The organism is Virgibacillus sp. NKC19-16 (assembly GCF_021560035.1).
Classification (GTDB): domain Bacteria; phylum Bacillota; class Bacilli; order Bacillales; family Amphibacillaceae; genus Virgibacillus_L; species Virgibacillus_L salidurans.
This window is the reverse complement of the sequence record NZ_CP074373.1, coordinates 103750-120196: the sequence shown is the minus strand read 5'-3', so window position 1 is coordinate 120196 and position 16447 is coordinate 103750. Positions and strand designations below refer to the sequence as shown.

Below are 16447 nucleotides of genomic sequence, written 5' to 3'. Positions count from 1 at the left end.
AAAATGCAAGGGTTTTTTTCATTTATACCCTAAAAACTAAATAAGAGTTTCATGAACGACCATCAAAAAAGAAATTAGTTAAGTCCTCGATCGATTAGTATTCGTCAGCTGCACGTGTCACCACGCTTCCACCTCGAACCTATCTACCTCATCGTCTCTGAGGGATCTTACTCACTCGAAGTGATGGGAAGTCTCATCTAGAGGGGGGCTTCATGCTTAGATGCTTTCAGCACTTATCCTTGCCACACGTAGCTACCCAGCCATGCTCCTGGCGGAACAACTGGTACACCAGCGGTGTGTCCATCCCGGTCCTCTCGTACTAAGGACAGCTCCTCTCAAACTTCCAGCGCCCACGACGGATAGGGACCGAACTGTCTCACGACGTTCTGAACCCAGCTCGCGTACCGCTTTAATGGGCGAACAGCCCAACCCTTGGGACCGACTACAGCCCCAGGATGCGATGAGCCGACATCGAGGTGCCAAACCTCCCCGTCGATGTGAACTCTTGGGGGAGATAAGCCTGTTATCCCCGGGGTAGCTTTTATCCGTTGAGCGATGGCCCTTCCATGCGGTACCACCGGATCACTAAGCCCGACTTTCGTCCCTGCTCGACTTGTAGGTCTCGCAGTCAAGCTCCCTTCTGCCTTTACACGCTACGAATGATTTCCAACCATTCTGAGGGAACCTTTGGGCGCCTCCGTTACTCTTTGGGAGGCGACCGCCCCAGTCAAACTGCCTACCTGACACTGTCTCCGAACCGGATCACGGTTCTGGGTTAGAAGGTGCGTGCAGCCAGGGTGGTATCCCACGGGTGCCTCCTCGTAAGCTAGCGCTCACGATTCTAAGGCTCCCACCTATCCTGTACAAGCTGCACGAACATTCAATATCAGGCTACAGTAAAGCTCCACGGGGTCTTTCCGTCCTGTCGCGGGTAATGCGCATCTTCACGCATAGTATAATTTCACCGGGTCTCTCGTTGAGACAGTGCCCAAGTCGTTGCACCTTTCGTGCGGGTCGGAACTTACCCGACAAGGAATTTCGCTACCTTAGGACCGTTATAGTTACGGCCGCCGTTTACTGGGGCTTCGGTTCTACGCTTCGCTCGGAAGCTAACGTTTCCCCTTAACCTTCCAGCACCGGGCAGGTGTCAGCCCCTATACTTCGCCTTGCGGCTTCGCAGAGACCTGTGTTTTTGATAAACAGTCGCTTGGGCCTATTCACTGCGGCTCCTCCTGAAGAGGAGCACCCCTTCTCCCGAAGTTACGGGGTCATTTTGCCGAGTTCCTTAACGAGAGTTCTCCCGATCACCTTAGGATTCTCTCCTCGCCTACCTGTGTCGGTTTGCGGTACGGGCACCTATGACCTCACTAGAGGCTTTTCTTGGCAGTGTGAAATCAGGAACTTCGGTACTCTATTTCCCTCCCCATCACAGCTCGCAATTGTTGGACGGATTTGCCTATCCAACTCGCTCACTGCTTGGGCGCACCATTCCATCGGTGCGCTTTCCTTATCCTCCTGCGTCCCCCCGTCATTCAAACAGTCATGAGGTGGTACAGGAATATCTACCTGTTGGCCATCGCCTACGCCTTTCGGCCTCGGCTTAGGTCCCGACTAACCCTGAGAGGACGAGCCTTCCTCAGGAAACCTTAGGCTTTCGGTGAAAGAGATTCTCACTCTTTTTTCGCTACTCATACCGGCATTCTCACTTCCAAGCGCTCCACCAGTCCTCACGGTCTGACTTCACTGCACTTGGAACGCTCTCCTACCATTGTTCGAAGAACAATCCGCAGCTTCGGTGATACGTTTAGCCCCGGTACATTTTCGGCGCAGCGTCACTCGACCAGTGAGCTATTACGCACTCTTTAAATGATGGCTGCTTCTAAGCCAACATCCTGGTTGTCTGAGCAACGCCACATCCTTTTCCACTTAACGTATACTTAGGGACCTTAGCTGGCGGTCTGGGCTGTTTCCCTTTCGACTATGAACCTTATCACCCATAGTCTGACTCCCAGGGTTAAGTAGCTGGCATTCGGAGTTTGACTGAATTCGGTAACCCGGTGAGGGCCCCTCGTCCAATCAGTGCTCTACCTCCAGTACTCATTCCCCTGAGGCTAGCCCTAAAGCTATTTCGGAGAGAACCAGCTATCTCCGTGTTCGATTGGCATTTCACCCCTACCCACACCTCATCCCCGCATTTTTCAACATACGTGGGTTCGGGCCTCCAGTCAGTGTTACCTGACCTTCACCCTGGACATGGGTAGATCACACGGTTTCGGGTCTACGACCACATACTAATTCGCCCTATTCAGACTCGCTTTCGCTGCGGCTCCGTGTCTTCCACTTAACCTTGCATGGGATCGTAACTCGCCGGTCCATTCTACAAAAGGTACGCCGTTACCCATTAACGGGCTTCGACTACTTGTAAGCGCACGGTTTCAGGTTCTCTTTCACTCCCCTTCCGGGGTGCTTTTCACCTTTCCCTCACGGTACTGGTTCACTATCGGTCACGAGGGAGTATTTAGCCTTGGGAGATGGTCCTCCCGGATTCCGACGGAATTTCTCGTGTTCCGCCGTACTCAGGATACACTCCGGAGAAAACGCTCTTTCAATTACAGGGCTCTTACCTTCTATGGCTGATCGTTCCAGATCGATTCATCTAAAGCATTTCTTTGTAACTCCTAATGGAGTGTCCTACAACCCCGAAAAGCAAGCTTTTCGGTTTGGGCTCCTTTCCGTTTCGCTCGCCGCTACTTGGGAAATCGCATTTGCTTTCTATTCCTCCGGGTACTGAGATGTTTCAGTTCCCCGGGTCTGCCTCATCTACCCTATGTATTCAGATAGATGTCCTGTTCCATTACGAACAGTGGGTTCCCCCATTCGGAAATTCCCGGATCAACGTTTACTTACAACTCCCCGAGACATATCGGTGTTAGTCCCGTCCTTCTTCGGCTCCTCGTACCTAGGCATTCACCGTGCGCCCTTCTTCACTTAACTAAATTACTAGTTAATGGTTCCAAAGAACTTACATTTTTTGATGTCGTTATTACTCTTATTTAGTTTTCAAGGTACAAAAAGAGAGATTTACTCTCTCAAAACTGAACCAAACAACCATGTATGTCCTCGACCGGAGGTCTAAGACCTCCAGCGTTCCTTCTAAATATCCTTAGAAAGGAGGTGATCCAGCCGCACCTTCCGATACGGCTACCTTGTTACGACTTCACCCCAATCATTGGCCCCACCTTCGGCGGCTGGCTCACGTAAACGTGTTACCTCACCGACTTCGGGTGTTGCTAACTCTCGTGGTGTGACGGGCGGTGTGTACAAGGCCCGGGAACGTATTCACCGCGGCATGCTGATCCGCGATTACTAGCGATTCCGGCTTCATACAGGCGAGTTGCAGCCTGCAATCCGAACTGAGAATGGTTTTATGGGATTTGCTGAGCGTTACCGCTTCGCTGCCCTTTGTTCCATCCATTGTAGCACGTGTGTAGCCCAGGTCATAAGGGGCATGATGATTTGACGTCATCCCCACCTTCCTCCGGTTTGTCACCGGCAGTCAGATTAGAGTGCCCAACTTAATGCTGGCAACTAATCTCAAGGGTTGCGCTCGTTACGGGACTTAACCCAACATCTCACGACACGAGCTGACGACAACCATGCACCACCTGTCACTCTGTCCCCGAAGGGAACTCGGTATCTCTACCGATTGCAGAGGATGTCAAGACCTGGTAAGGTTCTTCGCGTTGCTTCGAATTAAACCACATGCTCCACCGCTTGTGCGGGCCCCCGTCAATTCTTTTGAGTTTCAGCCTTGCGGCCGTACTCCCCAGGCGGAGTGCTTAATGCGTTAACTTCAGCACTAAGGGGCGGAAACCCCCTAACACCTAGCACTCATCGTTTACGGCGTGGACTACCAGGGTATCTAATCCTGTTCGCTCCCCACGCTTTCGCTCCTCAGCGTCAGTTACAGACCAGAGAGTCGCCTTCGCCACTGGTGTTCCTCCACATCTCTACGCATTTCACCGCTACACGTGGAATTCCACTCTCCTCTTCTGTACTCAAGTCCTCCAGTTTCCAATGACCGCTCACGGTTGAGCCGCAAGATTTCACATCAGACTTAAAAGACCGCCTGCGAGCGCTTTACGCCCAATAATTCCGGACAACGCTTGCCCCCTACGTATTACCGCGGCTGCTGGCACGTAGTTAGCCGGGGCTTTCTGGTTAGGTACCGTCAAGGTACTGCCTTATTCAAACAGTACTTGTTCTTCCCTAACAACAGAGTTTTACGATCCGAAAACCTTCATCACTCACGCGGCGTTGCACCGTCAGACTTTCGTCCATTGCGGATGATTCCCTACTGCTGCCTCCCGTAGGAGTCTGGGCCGTGTCTCAGTCCCAGTGTGGCCGATCACCCTCTCAGGTCGGCTACGCATCGTCGCCTTGGTGAGCTCTTATCTCACCAACTAGCTAATGCGCCGCGGGCCCATCTGTAAGTGACAGCTCAGAAAGCCGCCTTTCAACTTCTCATCAGGAGATGAAAAGTGTTATCCGGTATTAGCTCGCGTTTCCAAGAGTTATCCCAGTCTTACAGGCAGGTTGCCCACGTGTTACTCACCCGTCCGCCGCTCGTTCCACAGGCGCACACCCCGAAGGGTGATTGCCTGCTTCCCGCGCTCGACTTGCATGTATTAGGCACGCCGCCAGCGTTCGTCCTGAGCCAAGATCAAACTCTCCATAAAAGTTTGAATATAATTGACACCAATCAATCATATAATGTCTTAGCTTAAAAATTGATTTAGGGTTTGAAATCTTCCATTCAGATTATAATAATCTGACCTTCGATGTCTTACCACTAATATCTGTTTGACATACTGGTTGTTTTGTTCAGTTTTCAAAGAGCAAATTCATTTGTTGCGTTAAATTAGCAACTTTTTAATTATATCATACTCACCCCCTGAAAGTCAATAGCTTTTTTGGCTTTTCTTTTAAGAAGATGATATTTCGTTCGCCTTCAAAATGGCGACTTTCTTAATATAACACACTGACTCGTTTAAGTCAATAGATTATTTATTATATGGTGGAGCCTAGCGGGATCGAACCGCTGACCTCCTGCGTGCAAGGCAGGCGCTCTCCCAGCTGAGCTAAGGCCCCTTATTCAATGGTCGGGAAGACAGGATTCGAACCTGCGACCCCTTGGTCCCAAACCAAGTGCTCTACCAAGCTGAGCTACTTCCCGTATAATGGTGCGCCCGAGAGGAGTCGAACCCCTAACCTCTTGATCCGTAGTCAAGCGCTCTATCCAATTGAGCTACGGGCGCTTATGGTGCCGAGGGCCGGACTCGAACCGGCACGGTAGTAACCTACCGCAGGATTTTAAGTCCTGTGCGTCTGCCAATTCCGCCACCCCGGCAGGACTTGGAGCGGAAGACGGGATTCGAACCCGCGACCCCCACCTTGGCAAGGTGATGTTCTACCACTGAACTACTTCCGCTCGGTATTTAATTAATGGTGCGGGTGAAGGGACTTGAACCCCCACGTCCGAAGACACTAGATCCTAAATCTAGCGCGTCTGCCAATTCCGCCACACCCGCAAGTGATGAGCCATGGAGGATTCGAACCTCCGACCCTCTGATTAAAAGTCAGATGCTCTGCCAACTGAGCTAATGGCTCATGTTTGTTACTTATAAGATAATTCATGGTTAATAACTCGTACCTTAATACGCATTATTTGTGAAAAGTAAAAAATTTTTATTCGTTTTAAAAATGGTGCCGGCCAGAGGACTTGAACCCCCAACCTACTGATTACAAGTCAGTTGCTCTACCAGTTGAGCTAGGCCGGCAAATGGTGGAGGATGCAGGGCTCGAACCTGCGACCCCCTGCTTGTAAGGCAGGTGCTCTCCCAGCTGAGCTAATCCTCCAATGAGACAGGATGTAAAATGTATGCGCTATAAGAGATTCTTAAGTAATAATCTCTTTAGGTTGTGAATTACGCTGATAATCAATCAGAGATAGCGCGTCGCGATCCTAGTATGTTTTTTAACATATGTAAAGCCTGGCGGCGTCCTACTCTTGCAGGGGCAAAGCCCCAACTACCATCGGCGCTGGAGAGCTTAACTTCTGTGTTCGGCATGGGAACAGGTGTGACCTCTCCGCTATTACTACCAGACCTAACGGTGTTAGGTCGTTCTGTGTTGATCAATCAGAACTTCCTTCTTTAAAATGAAGACAAGATATATTATATGCATTTCTAATAGAAAATGCAAGGGTTTTTTTCATTTATACCCTAAAAACTAAATAAGAGTTTCATGAACGACCATCAAAAAAGAAATTAGTTAAGTCCTCGATCGATTAGTATTCGTCAGCTGCACGTGTCACCACGCTTCCACCTCGAACCTATCTACCTCATCGTCTCTGAGGGATCTTACTCACTCGAAGTGATGGGAAGTCTCATCTAGAGGGGGCTTCATGCTTAGATGCTTTCAGCACTTATCCTTGCCACACGTAGCTACCCAGCCATGCTCCTGGCGGAACAACTGGTACACCAGCGGTGTGTCCATCCCGGTCCTCTCGTACTAAGGACAGCTCCTCTCAAACTTCCAGCGCCCACGACGGATAGGGACCGAACTGTCTCACGACGTTCTGAACCCAGCTCGCGTACCGCTTTAATGGGCGAACAGCCCAACCCTTGGGACCGACTACAGCCCCAGGATGCGATGAGCCGACATCGAGGTGCCAAACCTCCCCGTCGATGTGAACTCTTGGGGGAGATAAGCCTGTTATCCCCGGGGTAGCTTTTATCCGTTGAGCGATGGCCCTTCCATGCGGTACCACCGGATCACTAAGCCCGACTTTCGTCCCTGCTCGACTTGTAGGTCTCGCAGTCAAGCTCCCTTCTGCCTTTACACGCTACGAATGATTTCCAACCATTCTGAGGGAACCTTTGGGCGCCTCCGTTACTCTTTGGGAGGCGACCGCCCCAGTCAAACTGCCTACCTGACACTGTCTCCGAACCGGATCACGGTTCTGGGTTAGAAGGTGCGTGCAGCCAGGGTGGTATCCCACGGGTGCCTCCTCGTAAGCTAGCGCTCACGATTCTAAGGCTCCCACCTATCCTGTACAAGCTGCACGAACATTCAATATCAGGCTACAGTAAAGCTCCACGGGGTCTTTCCGTCCTGTCGCGGGTAATGCGCATCTTCACGCATAGTATAATTTCACCGGGTCTCTCGTTGAGACAGTGCCCAAGTCGTTGCACCTTTCGTGCGGGTCGGAACTTACCCGACAAGGAATTTCGCTACCTTAGGACCGTTATAGTTACGGCCGCCGTTTACTGGGGCTTCGGTTCTACGCTTCGCTCGGAAGCTAACGTTTCCCCTTAACCTTCCAGCACCGGGCAGGTGTCAGCCCCTATACTTCGCCTTGCGGCTTCGCAGAGACCTGTGTTTTTGATAAACAGTCGCTTGGGCCTATTCACTGCGGCTCCTCCTGAAGAGGAGCACCCCTTCTCCCGAAGTTACGGGGTCATTTTGCCGAGTTCCTTAACGAGAGTTCTCCCGATCACCTTAGGATTCTCTCCTCGCCTACCTGTGTCGGTTTGCGGTACGGGCACCTATGACCTCACTAGAGGCTTTTCTTGGCAGTGTGAAATCAGGAACTTCGGTACTCTATTTCCCTCCCCATCACAGCTCGCAATTGTTGGACGGATTTGCCTATCCAACTCGCTCACTGCTTGGGCGCACCATTCCATCGGTGCGCTTTCCTTATCCTCCTGCGTCCCCCCGTCATTCAAACAGTCATGAGGTGGTACAGGAATATCTACCTGTTGGCCATCGCCTACGCCTTTCGGCCTCGGCTTAGGTCCCGACTAACCCTGAGAGGACGAGCCTTCCTCAGGAAACCTTAGGCTTTCGGTGAAAGAGATTCTCACTCTTTTTTCGCTACTCATACCGGCATTCTCACTTCCAAGCGCTCCACCAGTCCTCACGGTCTGACTTCACTGCACTTGGAACGCTCTCCTACCATTGTTCGAAGAACAATCCGCAGCTTCGGTGATACGTTTAGCCCCGGTACATTTTCGGCGCAGCGTCACTCGACCAGTGAGCTATTACGCACTCTTTAAATGATGGCTGCTTCTAAGCCAACATCCTGGTTGTCTGAGCAACGCCACATCCTTTTCCACTTAACGTATACTTAGGGACCTTAGCTGGCGGTCTGGGCTGTTTCCCTTTCGACTATGAACCTTATCACCCATAGTCTGACTCCCAGGGTTAAGTAGCTGGCATTCGGAGTTTGACTGAATTCGGTAACCCGGTGAGGGCCCCTCGTCCAATCAGTGCTCTACCTCCAGTACTCATTCCCCTGAGGCTAGCCCTAAAGCTATTTCGGAGAGAACCAGCTATCTCCGTGTTCGATTGGCATTTCACCCCTACCCACACCTCATCCCCGCATTTTTCAACATACGTGGGTTCGGGCCTCCAGTCAGTGTTACCTGACCTTCACCCTGGACATGGGTAGATCACACGGTTTCGGGTCTACGACCACATACTAATTCGCCCTATTCAGACTCGCTTTCGCTGCGGCTCCGTGTCTTCCACTTAACCTTGCATGGGATCGTAACTCGCCGGTCCATTCTACAAAAGGTACGCCGTTACCCATTAACGGGCTTCGACTACTTGTAAGCGCACGGTTTCAGGTTCTCTTTCACTCCCCTTCCGGGGTGCTTTTCACCTTTCCCTCACGGTACTGGTTCACTATCGGTCACGAGGGAGTATTTAGCCTTGGGAGATGGTCCTCCCGGATTCCGACGGAATTTCTCGTGTTCCGCCGTACTCAGGATACACTCCGGAGAAAACGCTCTTTCAATTACAGGGCTCTTACCTTCTATGGCTGATCGTTCCAGATCGATTCATCTAAAGCATTTCTTTGTAACTCCTAATGGAGTGTCCTACAACCCCGAAAAGCAAGCTTTTCGGTTTGGGCTCCTTTCCGTTTCGCTCGCCGCTACTTGGGAAATCGCATTTGCTTTCTATTCCTCCGGGTACTGAGATGTTTCAGTTCCCCGGGTCTGCCTCATCTACCCTATGTATTCAGATAGATGTCCTGTTCCATTACGAACAGTGGGTTCCCCCATTCGGAAATTCCCGGATCAACGTTTACTTACAACTCCCCGAGACATATCGGTGTTAGTCCCGTCCTTCTTCGGCTCCTCGTACCTAGGCATTCACCGTGCGCCCTTCTTCACTTAACTAAATTACTAGTTAATGGTTCCAAAGAACTTACATTTTTTGATGTCGTTATTACTCTTATTTAGTTTTCAAGGTACAAAAAGAGAGATTTACTCTCTCAAAACTGAACCAAACAACCATGTATGTCCTCGACCGGAGGTCTAAGACCTCCAGCGTTCCTTCTAAATATCCTTAGAAAGGAGGTGATCCAGCCGCACCTTCCGATACGGCTACCTTGTTACGACTTCACCCCAATCATTGGCCCCACCTTCGGCGGCTGGCTCACGTAAACGTGTTACCTCACCGACTTCGGGTGTTGCTAACTCTCGTGGTGTGACGGGCGGTGTGTACAAGGCCCGGGAACGTATTCACCGCGGCATGCTGATCCGCGATTACTAGCGATTCCGGCTTCATACAGGCGAGTTGCAGCCTGCAATCCGAACTGAGAATGGTTTTATGGGATTTGCTGAGCGTTACCGCTTCGCTGCCCTTTGTTCCATCCATTGTAGCACGTGTGTAGCCCAGGTCATAAGGGGCATGATGATTTGACGTCATCCCCACCTTCCTCCGGTTTGTCACCGGCAGTCAGATTAGAGTGCCCAACTTAATGCTGGCAACTAATCTCAAGGGTTGCGCTCGTTACGGGACTTAACCCAACATCTCACGACACGAGCTGACGACAACCATGCACCACCTGTCACTCTGTCCCCGAAGGGAACTCGGTATCTCTACCGATTGCAGAGGATGTCAAGACCTGGTAAGGTTCTTCGCGTTGCTTCGAATTAAACCACATGCTCCACCGCTTGTGCGGGCCCCCGTCAATTCTTTTGAGTTTCAGCCTTGCGGCCGTACTCCCCAGGCGGAGTGCTTAATGCGTTAACTTCAGCACTAAGGGGCGGAAACCCCCTAACACCTAGCACTCATCGTTTACGGCGTGGACTACCAGGGTATCTAATCCTGTTCGCTCCCCACGCTTTCGCTCCTCAGCGTCAGTTACAGACCAGAGAGTCGCCTTCGCCACTGGTGTTCCTCCACATCTCTACGCATTTCACCGCTACACGTGGAATTCCACTCTCCTCTTCTGTACTCAAGTCCTCCAGTTTCCAATGACCGCTCACGGTTGAGCCGCAAGATTTCACATCAGACTTAAAAGACCGCCTGCGAGCGCTTTACGCCCAATAATTCCGGACAACGCTTGCCCCCTACGTATTACCGCGGCTGCTGGCACGTAGTTAGCCGGGGCTTTCTGGTTAGGTACCGTCAAGGTACTGCCTTATTCAAACAGTACTTGTTCTTCCCTAACAACAGAGTTTTACGATCCGAAAACCTTCATCACTCACGCGGCGTTGCACCGTCAGACTTTCGTCCATTGCGGATGATTCCCTACTGCTGCCTCCCGTAGGAGTCTGGGCCGTGTCTCAGTCCCAGTGTGGCCGATCACCCTCTCAGGTCGGCTACGCATCGTCGCCTTGGTGAGCTCTTATCTCACCAACTAGCTAATGCGCCGCGGGCCCATCTGTAAGTGACAGCTCAGAAAGCCGCCTTTCAACTTCTCATCAGGAGATGAAAAGTGTTATCCGGTATTAGCTCGCGTTTCCAAGAGTTATCCCAGTCTTACAGGCAGGTTGCCCACGTGTTACTCACCCGTCCGCCGCTCGTTCCACAGGCGCACACCCCGAAGGGTGATTGCCTGCTTCCCGCGCTCGACTTGCATGTATTAGGCACGCCGCCAGCGTTCGTCCTGAGCCAAGATCAAACTCTCCATAAAAGTTTGAATATAATTGACACCAATCAATCATATAATGTCTTAGCTTAAAAATTGATTTAGGGTTTGAAATCTTCCATTCAGATTATAATAATCTGATCTTCGATGTCTTACCACTAATATCTGTTTGACATACTGGTTGTTTTGTTCAGTTTTCAAAGAGCAAATTCATTTGTTGCGTTAAATTAGCAACTTTTTAATTATATCATACTCATCCTCTAAAAGTCAATAGCTTTTTTGGCTTTTCTTTTAAGAAGATGATGTTTCGTTCGCCCTCAAAATGGCGACTTTCTTAATATAACACATTGACTCGTTTAAGTCAATAGATTATTTAAATCCATTTTGTCGTGTTTTTTGTCGTCTTTTGTTTAAGCAACGATAATAAATTTACCATGATTATTTACGAAAATCAAGAGTCTTTTAAAAAGAAATAAATGGTAATTTATATTTTACTATTTGTTAATCCAAGATTAAACGTTCATAAATACTGGACAACACTAGTTTAACGCCTGTTCGTATAGTTTACCCGAATCCTAAATAATAAACCCCTCATACTTTGGAATCCACGTCTTTTTAGTGACATGTCAAAGCCAACACTCACAACCAATGAGCATCTGCATGATAAAAGAAAGAGCCCATTAGAAAACTAATCCTTTTGCCGTGAAGGCAAAAGGATTAGTTGCACTTATGCAGATATGAAACTTTTTACTTCTTATCTGACAAACAAAGATCCCCTATCAACTTAAGATTCATTCCTTGTGAGCTCATTTTCAGGGTCTGCTTATTTTTCACGCATTAATGGAAATAGCAATACATCACGAATCGATTGTGCGTTTGTTAACAGCATAACAAGTCGGTCAATACCAATTCCCAGACCGCCTGTTGGAGGCATGCCATATTCCAGCGCTTCCAGGAAGTCATCATCCATTAGTTGCGCTTCATCATTTCCTGCTTCTCTTTCTTTCACTTGTGCTTCAAAACGTTTTCTTTGATCAATAGGGTCGTTTAATTCACTAAATGCATTTGCGTGTTCACGGCCGACAATAAATAATTCGAATCGATCCGTAAAACGCTCGTCCTCTGTATTTTTCTTTGCTAATGGAGAAATTTCCAAGGGATGCCCATAAATAAATGTAGGCTGAACTAATGTCTCTTCCACCTTTTGTTCAAAGAACTCATTAACAATATGCCCAAAAGTCATGGATTCTGTAATTTGGACGCCATGCTCTTTCGCAAGATCCCTAGCTTTTTCGTCACTCATGTTCTCCCAGAAGTCTACACCCGTTTGCTCTTTTATCGCATCAACGATATGAAGTTTCGTCCATTCCGGTTCCAGATCGATTTCAAGATCACCATACGTGATTTTCGTTGATCCCAACACTTCCTTCGCGATATGAGCGATGAGATTTTCCGTTAATGCCATGATATCGCGGTAATCTGCATAGGCCTCATATAATTCAATCATCGTAAACTCTGGATTATGTCTAGTTGAAACGCCTTCGTTGCGGAAGACACGTCCAATTTCATAAACCTTCTCCAGACCACCAATTATCAGACGTTTTAAGTGTAGTTCAATGGCGATACGCATATATAATGGCATGTCTAGCGCGTTATGATGTGTTAGGAAAGGACGTGCAGATGCGCCGCCCGGGATCGCGTGCATCATTGGAGTTTCCACCTCTAGGAAACCTTCCCCATTCAAGTATTTACGCATCGATTGGATGATTTTGCTTCGTAGTATAAAGGTTTCCTTGCTGTCCATATTTGTAATCAAATCCAAATAACGCTGGCGATAACGTTGCTCAACATCTTTTAAACCATGGTATTTTTCCGGTAATGGACGGAGTGATTTTGTTAACAGTTGGAACTGTGTTGCCTTAACAGATAGCTCCCCAACTTTTGTTTTGAACATCACTCCTGTAACACCAATAATATCTCCTATATCCGCTGTTTTAAAAATTTCATAAGCGTCCTCACCAATCGAATCCTGACGTACATAAATTTGTATTTGACCACTTATATCCTGCAAATGTGCGAATCCGGCCTTACCTTTTCCACGCTTTGTCATCATTCTTCCGGCGATGGTAACCTCATCTTCCTTTTCCTGCAATTCCTCTTTGGAAAATTCATTATACAACTCAATCAATTCTTCTGCTCTATGTGTTCTGGAAAATTTCTCGCCGAATGGGTTCAGTCCCTGTTCGAAATAAGCGTTTAATTTTTCCAGGCGAACTTGCATTTGTTCATTTATTTCCTCTGACACGATTCATCACTCCAGTCATTTATATATGTAAGTATATAGAAAAAAGCCTGTTTTTTCACGTTAAAGCAGGAGAAACTGCCAATGTATAACCACCGGCAGTCGCTTTGCGTATTAATAAGCCCTTCCTGCCACCTCTAACTCATTCGTATACGTGAATAAAATATCTACTAATTCCTCGCGGGCTTCGTCGGCATGGTTAGTTTGTTTTCTTACTTTCCCATTCCTTTTGAGTCCTTTTAGGTACCAAGCAGCATGTTTGCGCACTTCCATGATCGCTATTTTCACACCCTTTATGGGCCTCTTCATTATCCTTCCGCCGATTCATTTTGCATCCATTTTGTTACATCCCTTATATCAGATGCCGGAAGCTCCTTTAAAAAGTCCCGCACGCGCTTCCCCCATGTTGGTATGATTAACCCTGGTGCAATTTCATCTAATGGAATAAGTACGAATGCTCGCTCATGCATTCTTGGGTGTGGAATAATTAAACTTTCTATTTCACTATTCTCTTGATTATATATCAAAATGTCAAGATCTATTGTTCTGGGCCCAAACCGAATTTTGCGATCCCGGCCCAATTTTTGCTCCAGCTTCTGACAAAACCGCAATAAATCATAAGAGGTGCGTGATGTATCTATCTCAATAACCATATTTAAAAAATCCGACTGGTCTGTATAGCCTACTGGCGCAGTTTCATAGATTGATGACTTTTTGCGGATAAAAATGGAATCATCCTCTGAGAGTGTATCTATAGCTACTTTCAGGTATTCTTTTCTTGGCTCAATATTAGATCCTAAAGCGATAAATGCGTTATTCATACAGTTTTCTCCCGGAAGATTTCTACAGCTACGGATTGGTAATGTCCCGGGATAGGTGGGTCAGGCTTTGTAACCTTTACCGTGCAGGCTGTTAATAATTCAAAGGAAGTAAGTAAAGCCTCAGCAATAGTCTCTGCTACTGCTTCAATTAGATGCTTCGCCTCACCTTCTGCAATTTCCTTTATAAGCTCATAGACCTGTCCATAATGGATAGAGTCGTTCATATCATCTGTCTTGCCGGGTCTTTTTAAATCCATGAAAAGTTCCACATCTACGTTAAACCGTTGTCCAAGCTTATTTTCTTCCGGCAACAAACCATGGAAGCCATAAAATTGCATCGTATTTAACATAATTTTATCCAACTGTCTTCCCTCCTTCAGCGAGCATGGCATCCATCATTTTTGCCATTTCTGCATTTGCTTTTACATTGTGTACACGAATGATTTGAGCACCCTTTGTGATACCTAAACAAGTTGTTGCTCCAGTTCCGTTATCCCGTTCTTCTGCAGGAAGGTCCAATACCCCACCGATAAATCGTTTGCGTGAAGTTCCTAATAATAATGGGTAGCCTAAATTAGCGAATTGCTCCAGGTTGTTCATGACAACTAAATTATCTTCCGCTGTTTTGGCAAATCCTACACCCGGATCCAGCACAATATTTTCTCTAGTAACACCAGCTTTTAAAGCAATCGTAATACTTTCCGCTAAATCTTTTTTCATGTCATCAATCAGGAAAGTGTAATCCTTAGTTGTACGGTTATGCATTAGAATAATCGGAACTTGATAATCCGCAGCTACATGAGCAATTTCGGGATCCATTTTCGCGCCCCACACGTCATTAATGATTTCAGCACCTGCTTCAACCGCCTGGCGAGCTGTTTCTGCTTTGTATGTGTCGATGGAAATCGGTATATTAATTTTTTCCTTGACTGCTTGAATCATCGGTACAACGCGCCGCGCCTCTTCTTCTTCTGATACAGGCTCATGATCCGGACGTGTGGATTCCCCGCCAATATCAATTATATCAGCACCGAGTTTTTCCATCTCCATAGCCTGTTTAACCGCATTTTCAATCGTCGTATAACTACCGCCATCTGAAAAAGAGTCCGGGGTGACATTTAGAATCCCCATTATATGTGTACGATCGGATAAATCAAATGATTTTGTCGTTGTTTTTAAGATCATAATCCTATTTTTACCTTCTTCCACTAATTTTATTTAGCAGTTAAGAAAGTATCACCACTTTTTTAACTGCATAAGTGCTGGCTAATGCATCCGCTATTAATGGCTTGCGCTCCAAGTATAAGGGTTTCTAAGAAAGCAAAGTACTTATTTCTAAGAATACGTTTAGCGGATGTCAAGTTTTCTAGTTTAATCTTATCATAACAAAAAAGGACTAGCATCAAATTATTTTCGATGCTAATCCCTCACGTCCTTAGACTATTTATTCTTCATCAAATTGATACAGAGGAGTAGATAAATAGCGTTCCCCGTTATCAGGTATAACTGCAAGTACTTTCTTGCCTTTGCCTAATTGTTTTGCAACCTTTTGGGCTGCGGCAACTGCGGCTCCAGCTGAGACTCCTCCCAGTATTCCATTGGTTGTTGCAACTTTGCGTGATGTTTCAAATGATTCTTCATTTGATATTTGGATCACTTCTTCATAGATGTCTGTATTCAATATTTTTGGAACAAATCCTGCGCCAAGCCCCTGGATTTTATGTGGACCTGGGGATCCACCAGATAAAACCGGGGAGTCTTCAGGCTCTACCGCATAGAGTTTAATCCCATCAAAATTATCCTTCAACACTTTACCTGCACCGGTAATTGTTCCACCTGTTCCAATTCCGGAAACAAATGCGTCCAGCCCATCACTCATTTGTTCAACAATTTCTTTCCCTGTGGTTCGTGCATGGACTTCCGTGTTTGCTTCATTATTAAATTGCTGTGGCATGAAATAACCATTTTCTTCTTTTAGTTCTTCTGCTTTTTTAATCGCACCTTTCATCGCTTCAGCTCCCGGGGTCAATACTAACTCAGCCCCATAAGCACGGAGTAGATTACGACGTTCCTTACTCATTGTATCAGGCATTACTAAAATCGTCTTATAGCCTTTTGCTGCTCCGACCATTGCAAGGCCAATGCCCGTATTACCGCTTGTTGGCTCAATAATGGTGTCACCATCTTTTAAAGAACCATTTTTTTCTGCTGCTTCGATCATGGACATGGCAATACGATCTTTCACCGAACTGCCCGGATTCATAAATTCCAATTTCAAATAAATATCTGCACTATCTTCATCTGTCATGCGATTTAATTTAACAATCGGTGTTTCCCCAATTAAACCAGCAATATCATTAGCTACTCTCATGGAAA

At 47.4% G+C, this 16447-nt stretch carries 6 protein-coding genes, 9 tRNA genes and 5 rRNA genes; all 20 read right to left on the bottom strand.

Annotated elements, in window-relative coordinates; all coding sequences use genetic code 11:
- Positions 1–74: 74 nt before the first annotated feature.
- The 20 genes from KFZ58_RS00650 to cysK all read right to left on the bottom strand — a co-directional run bounded on the left by KFZ58_RS00650 (position 75) and on the right by cysK (position 16442).
- Positions 75–2994, bottom strand: a 23S ribosomal RNA gene (locus tag KFZ58_RS00650).
- A 173-nt stretch (positions 2995–3167) separates the two neighbouring features.
- A 16S ribosomal RNA gene (locus KFZ58_RS00645) occupies positions 3168–4739 on the bottom strand.
- 336 nt (positions 4740–5075) lie between these two features.
- Positions 5076–5151, bottom strand: a tRNA-Ala gene (locus KFZ58_RS00640).
- Positions 5152–5159: 8 nt separating this feature from the next.
- Positions 5160–5236, bottom strand: a tRNA-Pro gene (locus KFZ58_RS00635).
- A 5-nt stretch (positions 5237–5241) separates the two neighbouring features.
- A tRNA-Arg gene (locus KFZ58_RS00630) sits at positions 5242–5318 on the bottom strand.
- A gap of 3 nt (positions 5319–5321) precedes the next feature.
- Positions 5322–5410, bottom strand: a tRNA-Leu gene (locus tag KFZ58_RS00625).
- Between the two features lie 6 nt (positions 5411–5416).
- Positions 5417–5491, bottom strand: a tRNA-Gly gene (locus KFZ58_RS00620).
- A gap of 15 nt (positions 5492–5506) precedes the next feature.
- Positions 5507–5591: transfer RNA gene (locus KFZ58_RS00615), tRNA-Leu, on the bottom strand.
- A 6-nt stretch (positions 5592–5597) separates the two neighbouring features.
- Positions 5598–5670, bottom strand: a tRNA-Lys gene (locus tag KFZ58_RS00610).
- A 94-nt stretch (positions 5671–5764) separates the two neighbouring features.
- Positions 5765–5840, bottom strand: a tRNA-Thr gene (locus KFZ58_RS00605).
- A gap of 3 nt (positions 5841–5843) precedes the next feature.
- A tRNA-Val gene (locus KFZ58_RS00600) sits at positions 5844–5919 on the bottom strand.
- Between the two features lie 132 nt (positions 5920–6051).
- A 5S ribosomal RNA gene (rrf, locus tag KFZ58_RS00595) occupies positions 6052–6167 on the bottom strand.
- Between the two features lie 162 nt (positions 6168–6329).
- A 23S ribosomal RNA gene (locus tag KFZ58_RS00590) occupies positions 6330–9248 on the bottom strand.
- 173 nt (positions 9249–9421) lie between these two features.
- Positions 9422–10993 (bottom strand): 16S ribosomal RNA (locus KFZ58_RS00585).
- The 16S, 23S and 5S rRNA genes sit together here with 9 tRNA genes alongside, the layout of an rRNA operon.
- Positions 10994–11771: 778 nt before the next feature.
- Positions 11772–13229, bottom strand: a complete 1458-nt coding sequence (gene lysS, locus KFZ58_RS00580; protein ID WP_235794625.1) for a lysine--tRNA ligase — start codon at positions 13227–13229, stop codon at positions 11772–11774.
- A gap of 135 nt (positions 13230–13364) precedes the next feature.
- Positions 13365–13538, bottom strand: a complete 174-nt coding sequence (locus KFZ58_RS00575; protein WP_235792969.1) for a hypothetical protein — start codon at positions 13536–13538, stop codon at positions 13365–13367.
- A 20-nt stretch (positions 13539–13558) separates the two neighbouring features.
- Positions 13559–14071: a 2-amino-4-hydroxy-6-hydroxymethyldihydropteridine diphosphokinase gene (gene folK / locus KFZ58_RS00570; RefSeq protein WP_235792968.1), complete on the bottom strand. Its 513-nt coding sequence runs from the start codon at positions 14069–14071 to the stop codon at positions 13559–13561.
- On the bottom strand, positions 14068–14433 hold the full coding sequence (folB, locus tag KFZ58_RS00565; protein ID WP_235792967.1) for a dihydroneopterin aldolase: 366 nt from the start codon (positions 14431–14433) through the stop codon (positions 14068–14070). The genes folK and folB overlap by 4 nt, the downstream gene beginning before the upstream one ends.
- Positions 14426–15256 (bottom strand): dihydropteroate synthase, encoded by an 831-nt coding sequence (gene folP / locus KFZ58_RS00560; protein WP_235792966.1) that lies wholly within the window; start codon positions 15254–15256, stop codon positions 14426–14428. Before folP ends, folB begins: the two co-directional genes overlap by 8 nt.
- Before the next feature lie 259 nt (positions 15257–15515).
- Positions 15516–16442: a cysteine synthase A gene (gene cysK, locus KFZ58_RS00555; protein ID WP_235792965.1), complete on the bottom strand. Its 927-nt coding sequence runs from the start codon at positions 16440–16442 to the stop codon at positions 15516–15518.
- Positions 16443–16447: the final 5 nt, after the last annotated feature.

Bases quoted from the DNA above. Each gene is read 5' to 3' on its own strand.
- lysS (WP_235794625.1), bottom strand. From the start codon at position 13,229: ATGCAAGTTCGCCTGGAAAAATTAAACGCTTATTTCGAACAGGGACTG.
- folK (WP_235792968.1), bottom strand. From the start codon at position 14,071: ATGAATAACGCATTTATCGCTTTAGGATCTAATATTGAGCCAAGAAAA.
- folP (WP_235792966.1), bottom strand. From the start codon at position 15,256: ATGATCTTAAAAACAACGACAAAATCATTTGATTTATCCGATCGTACA.
- cysK (WP_235792965.1), bottom strand. From the start codon at position 16,442: ATGAGAGTAGCTAATGATATTGCTGGTTTAATTGGGGAAACACCGATT.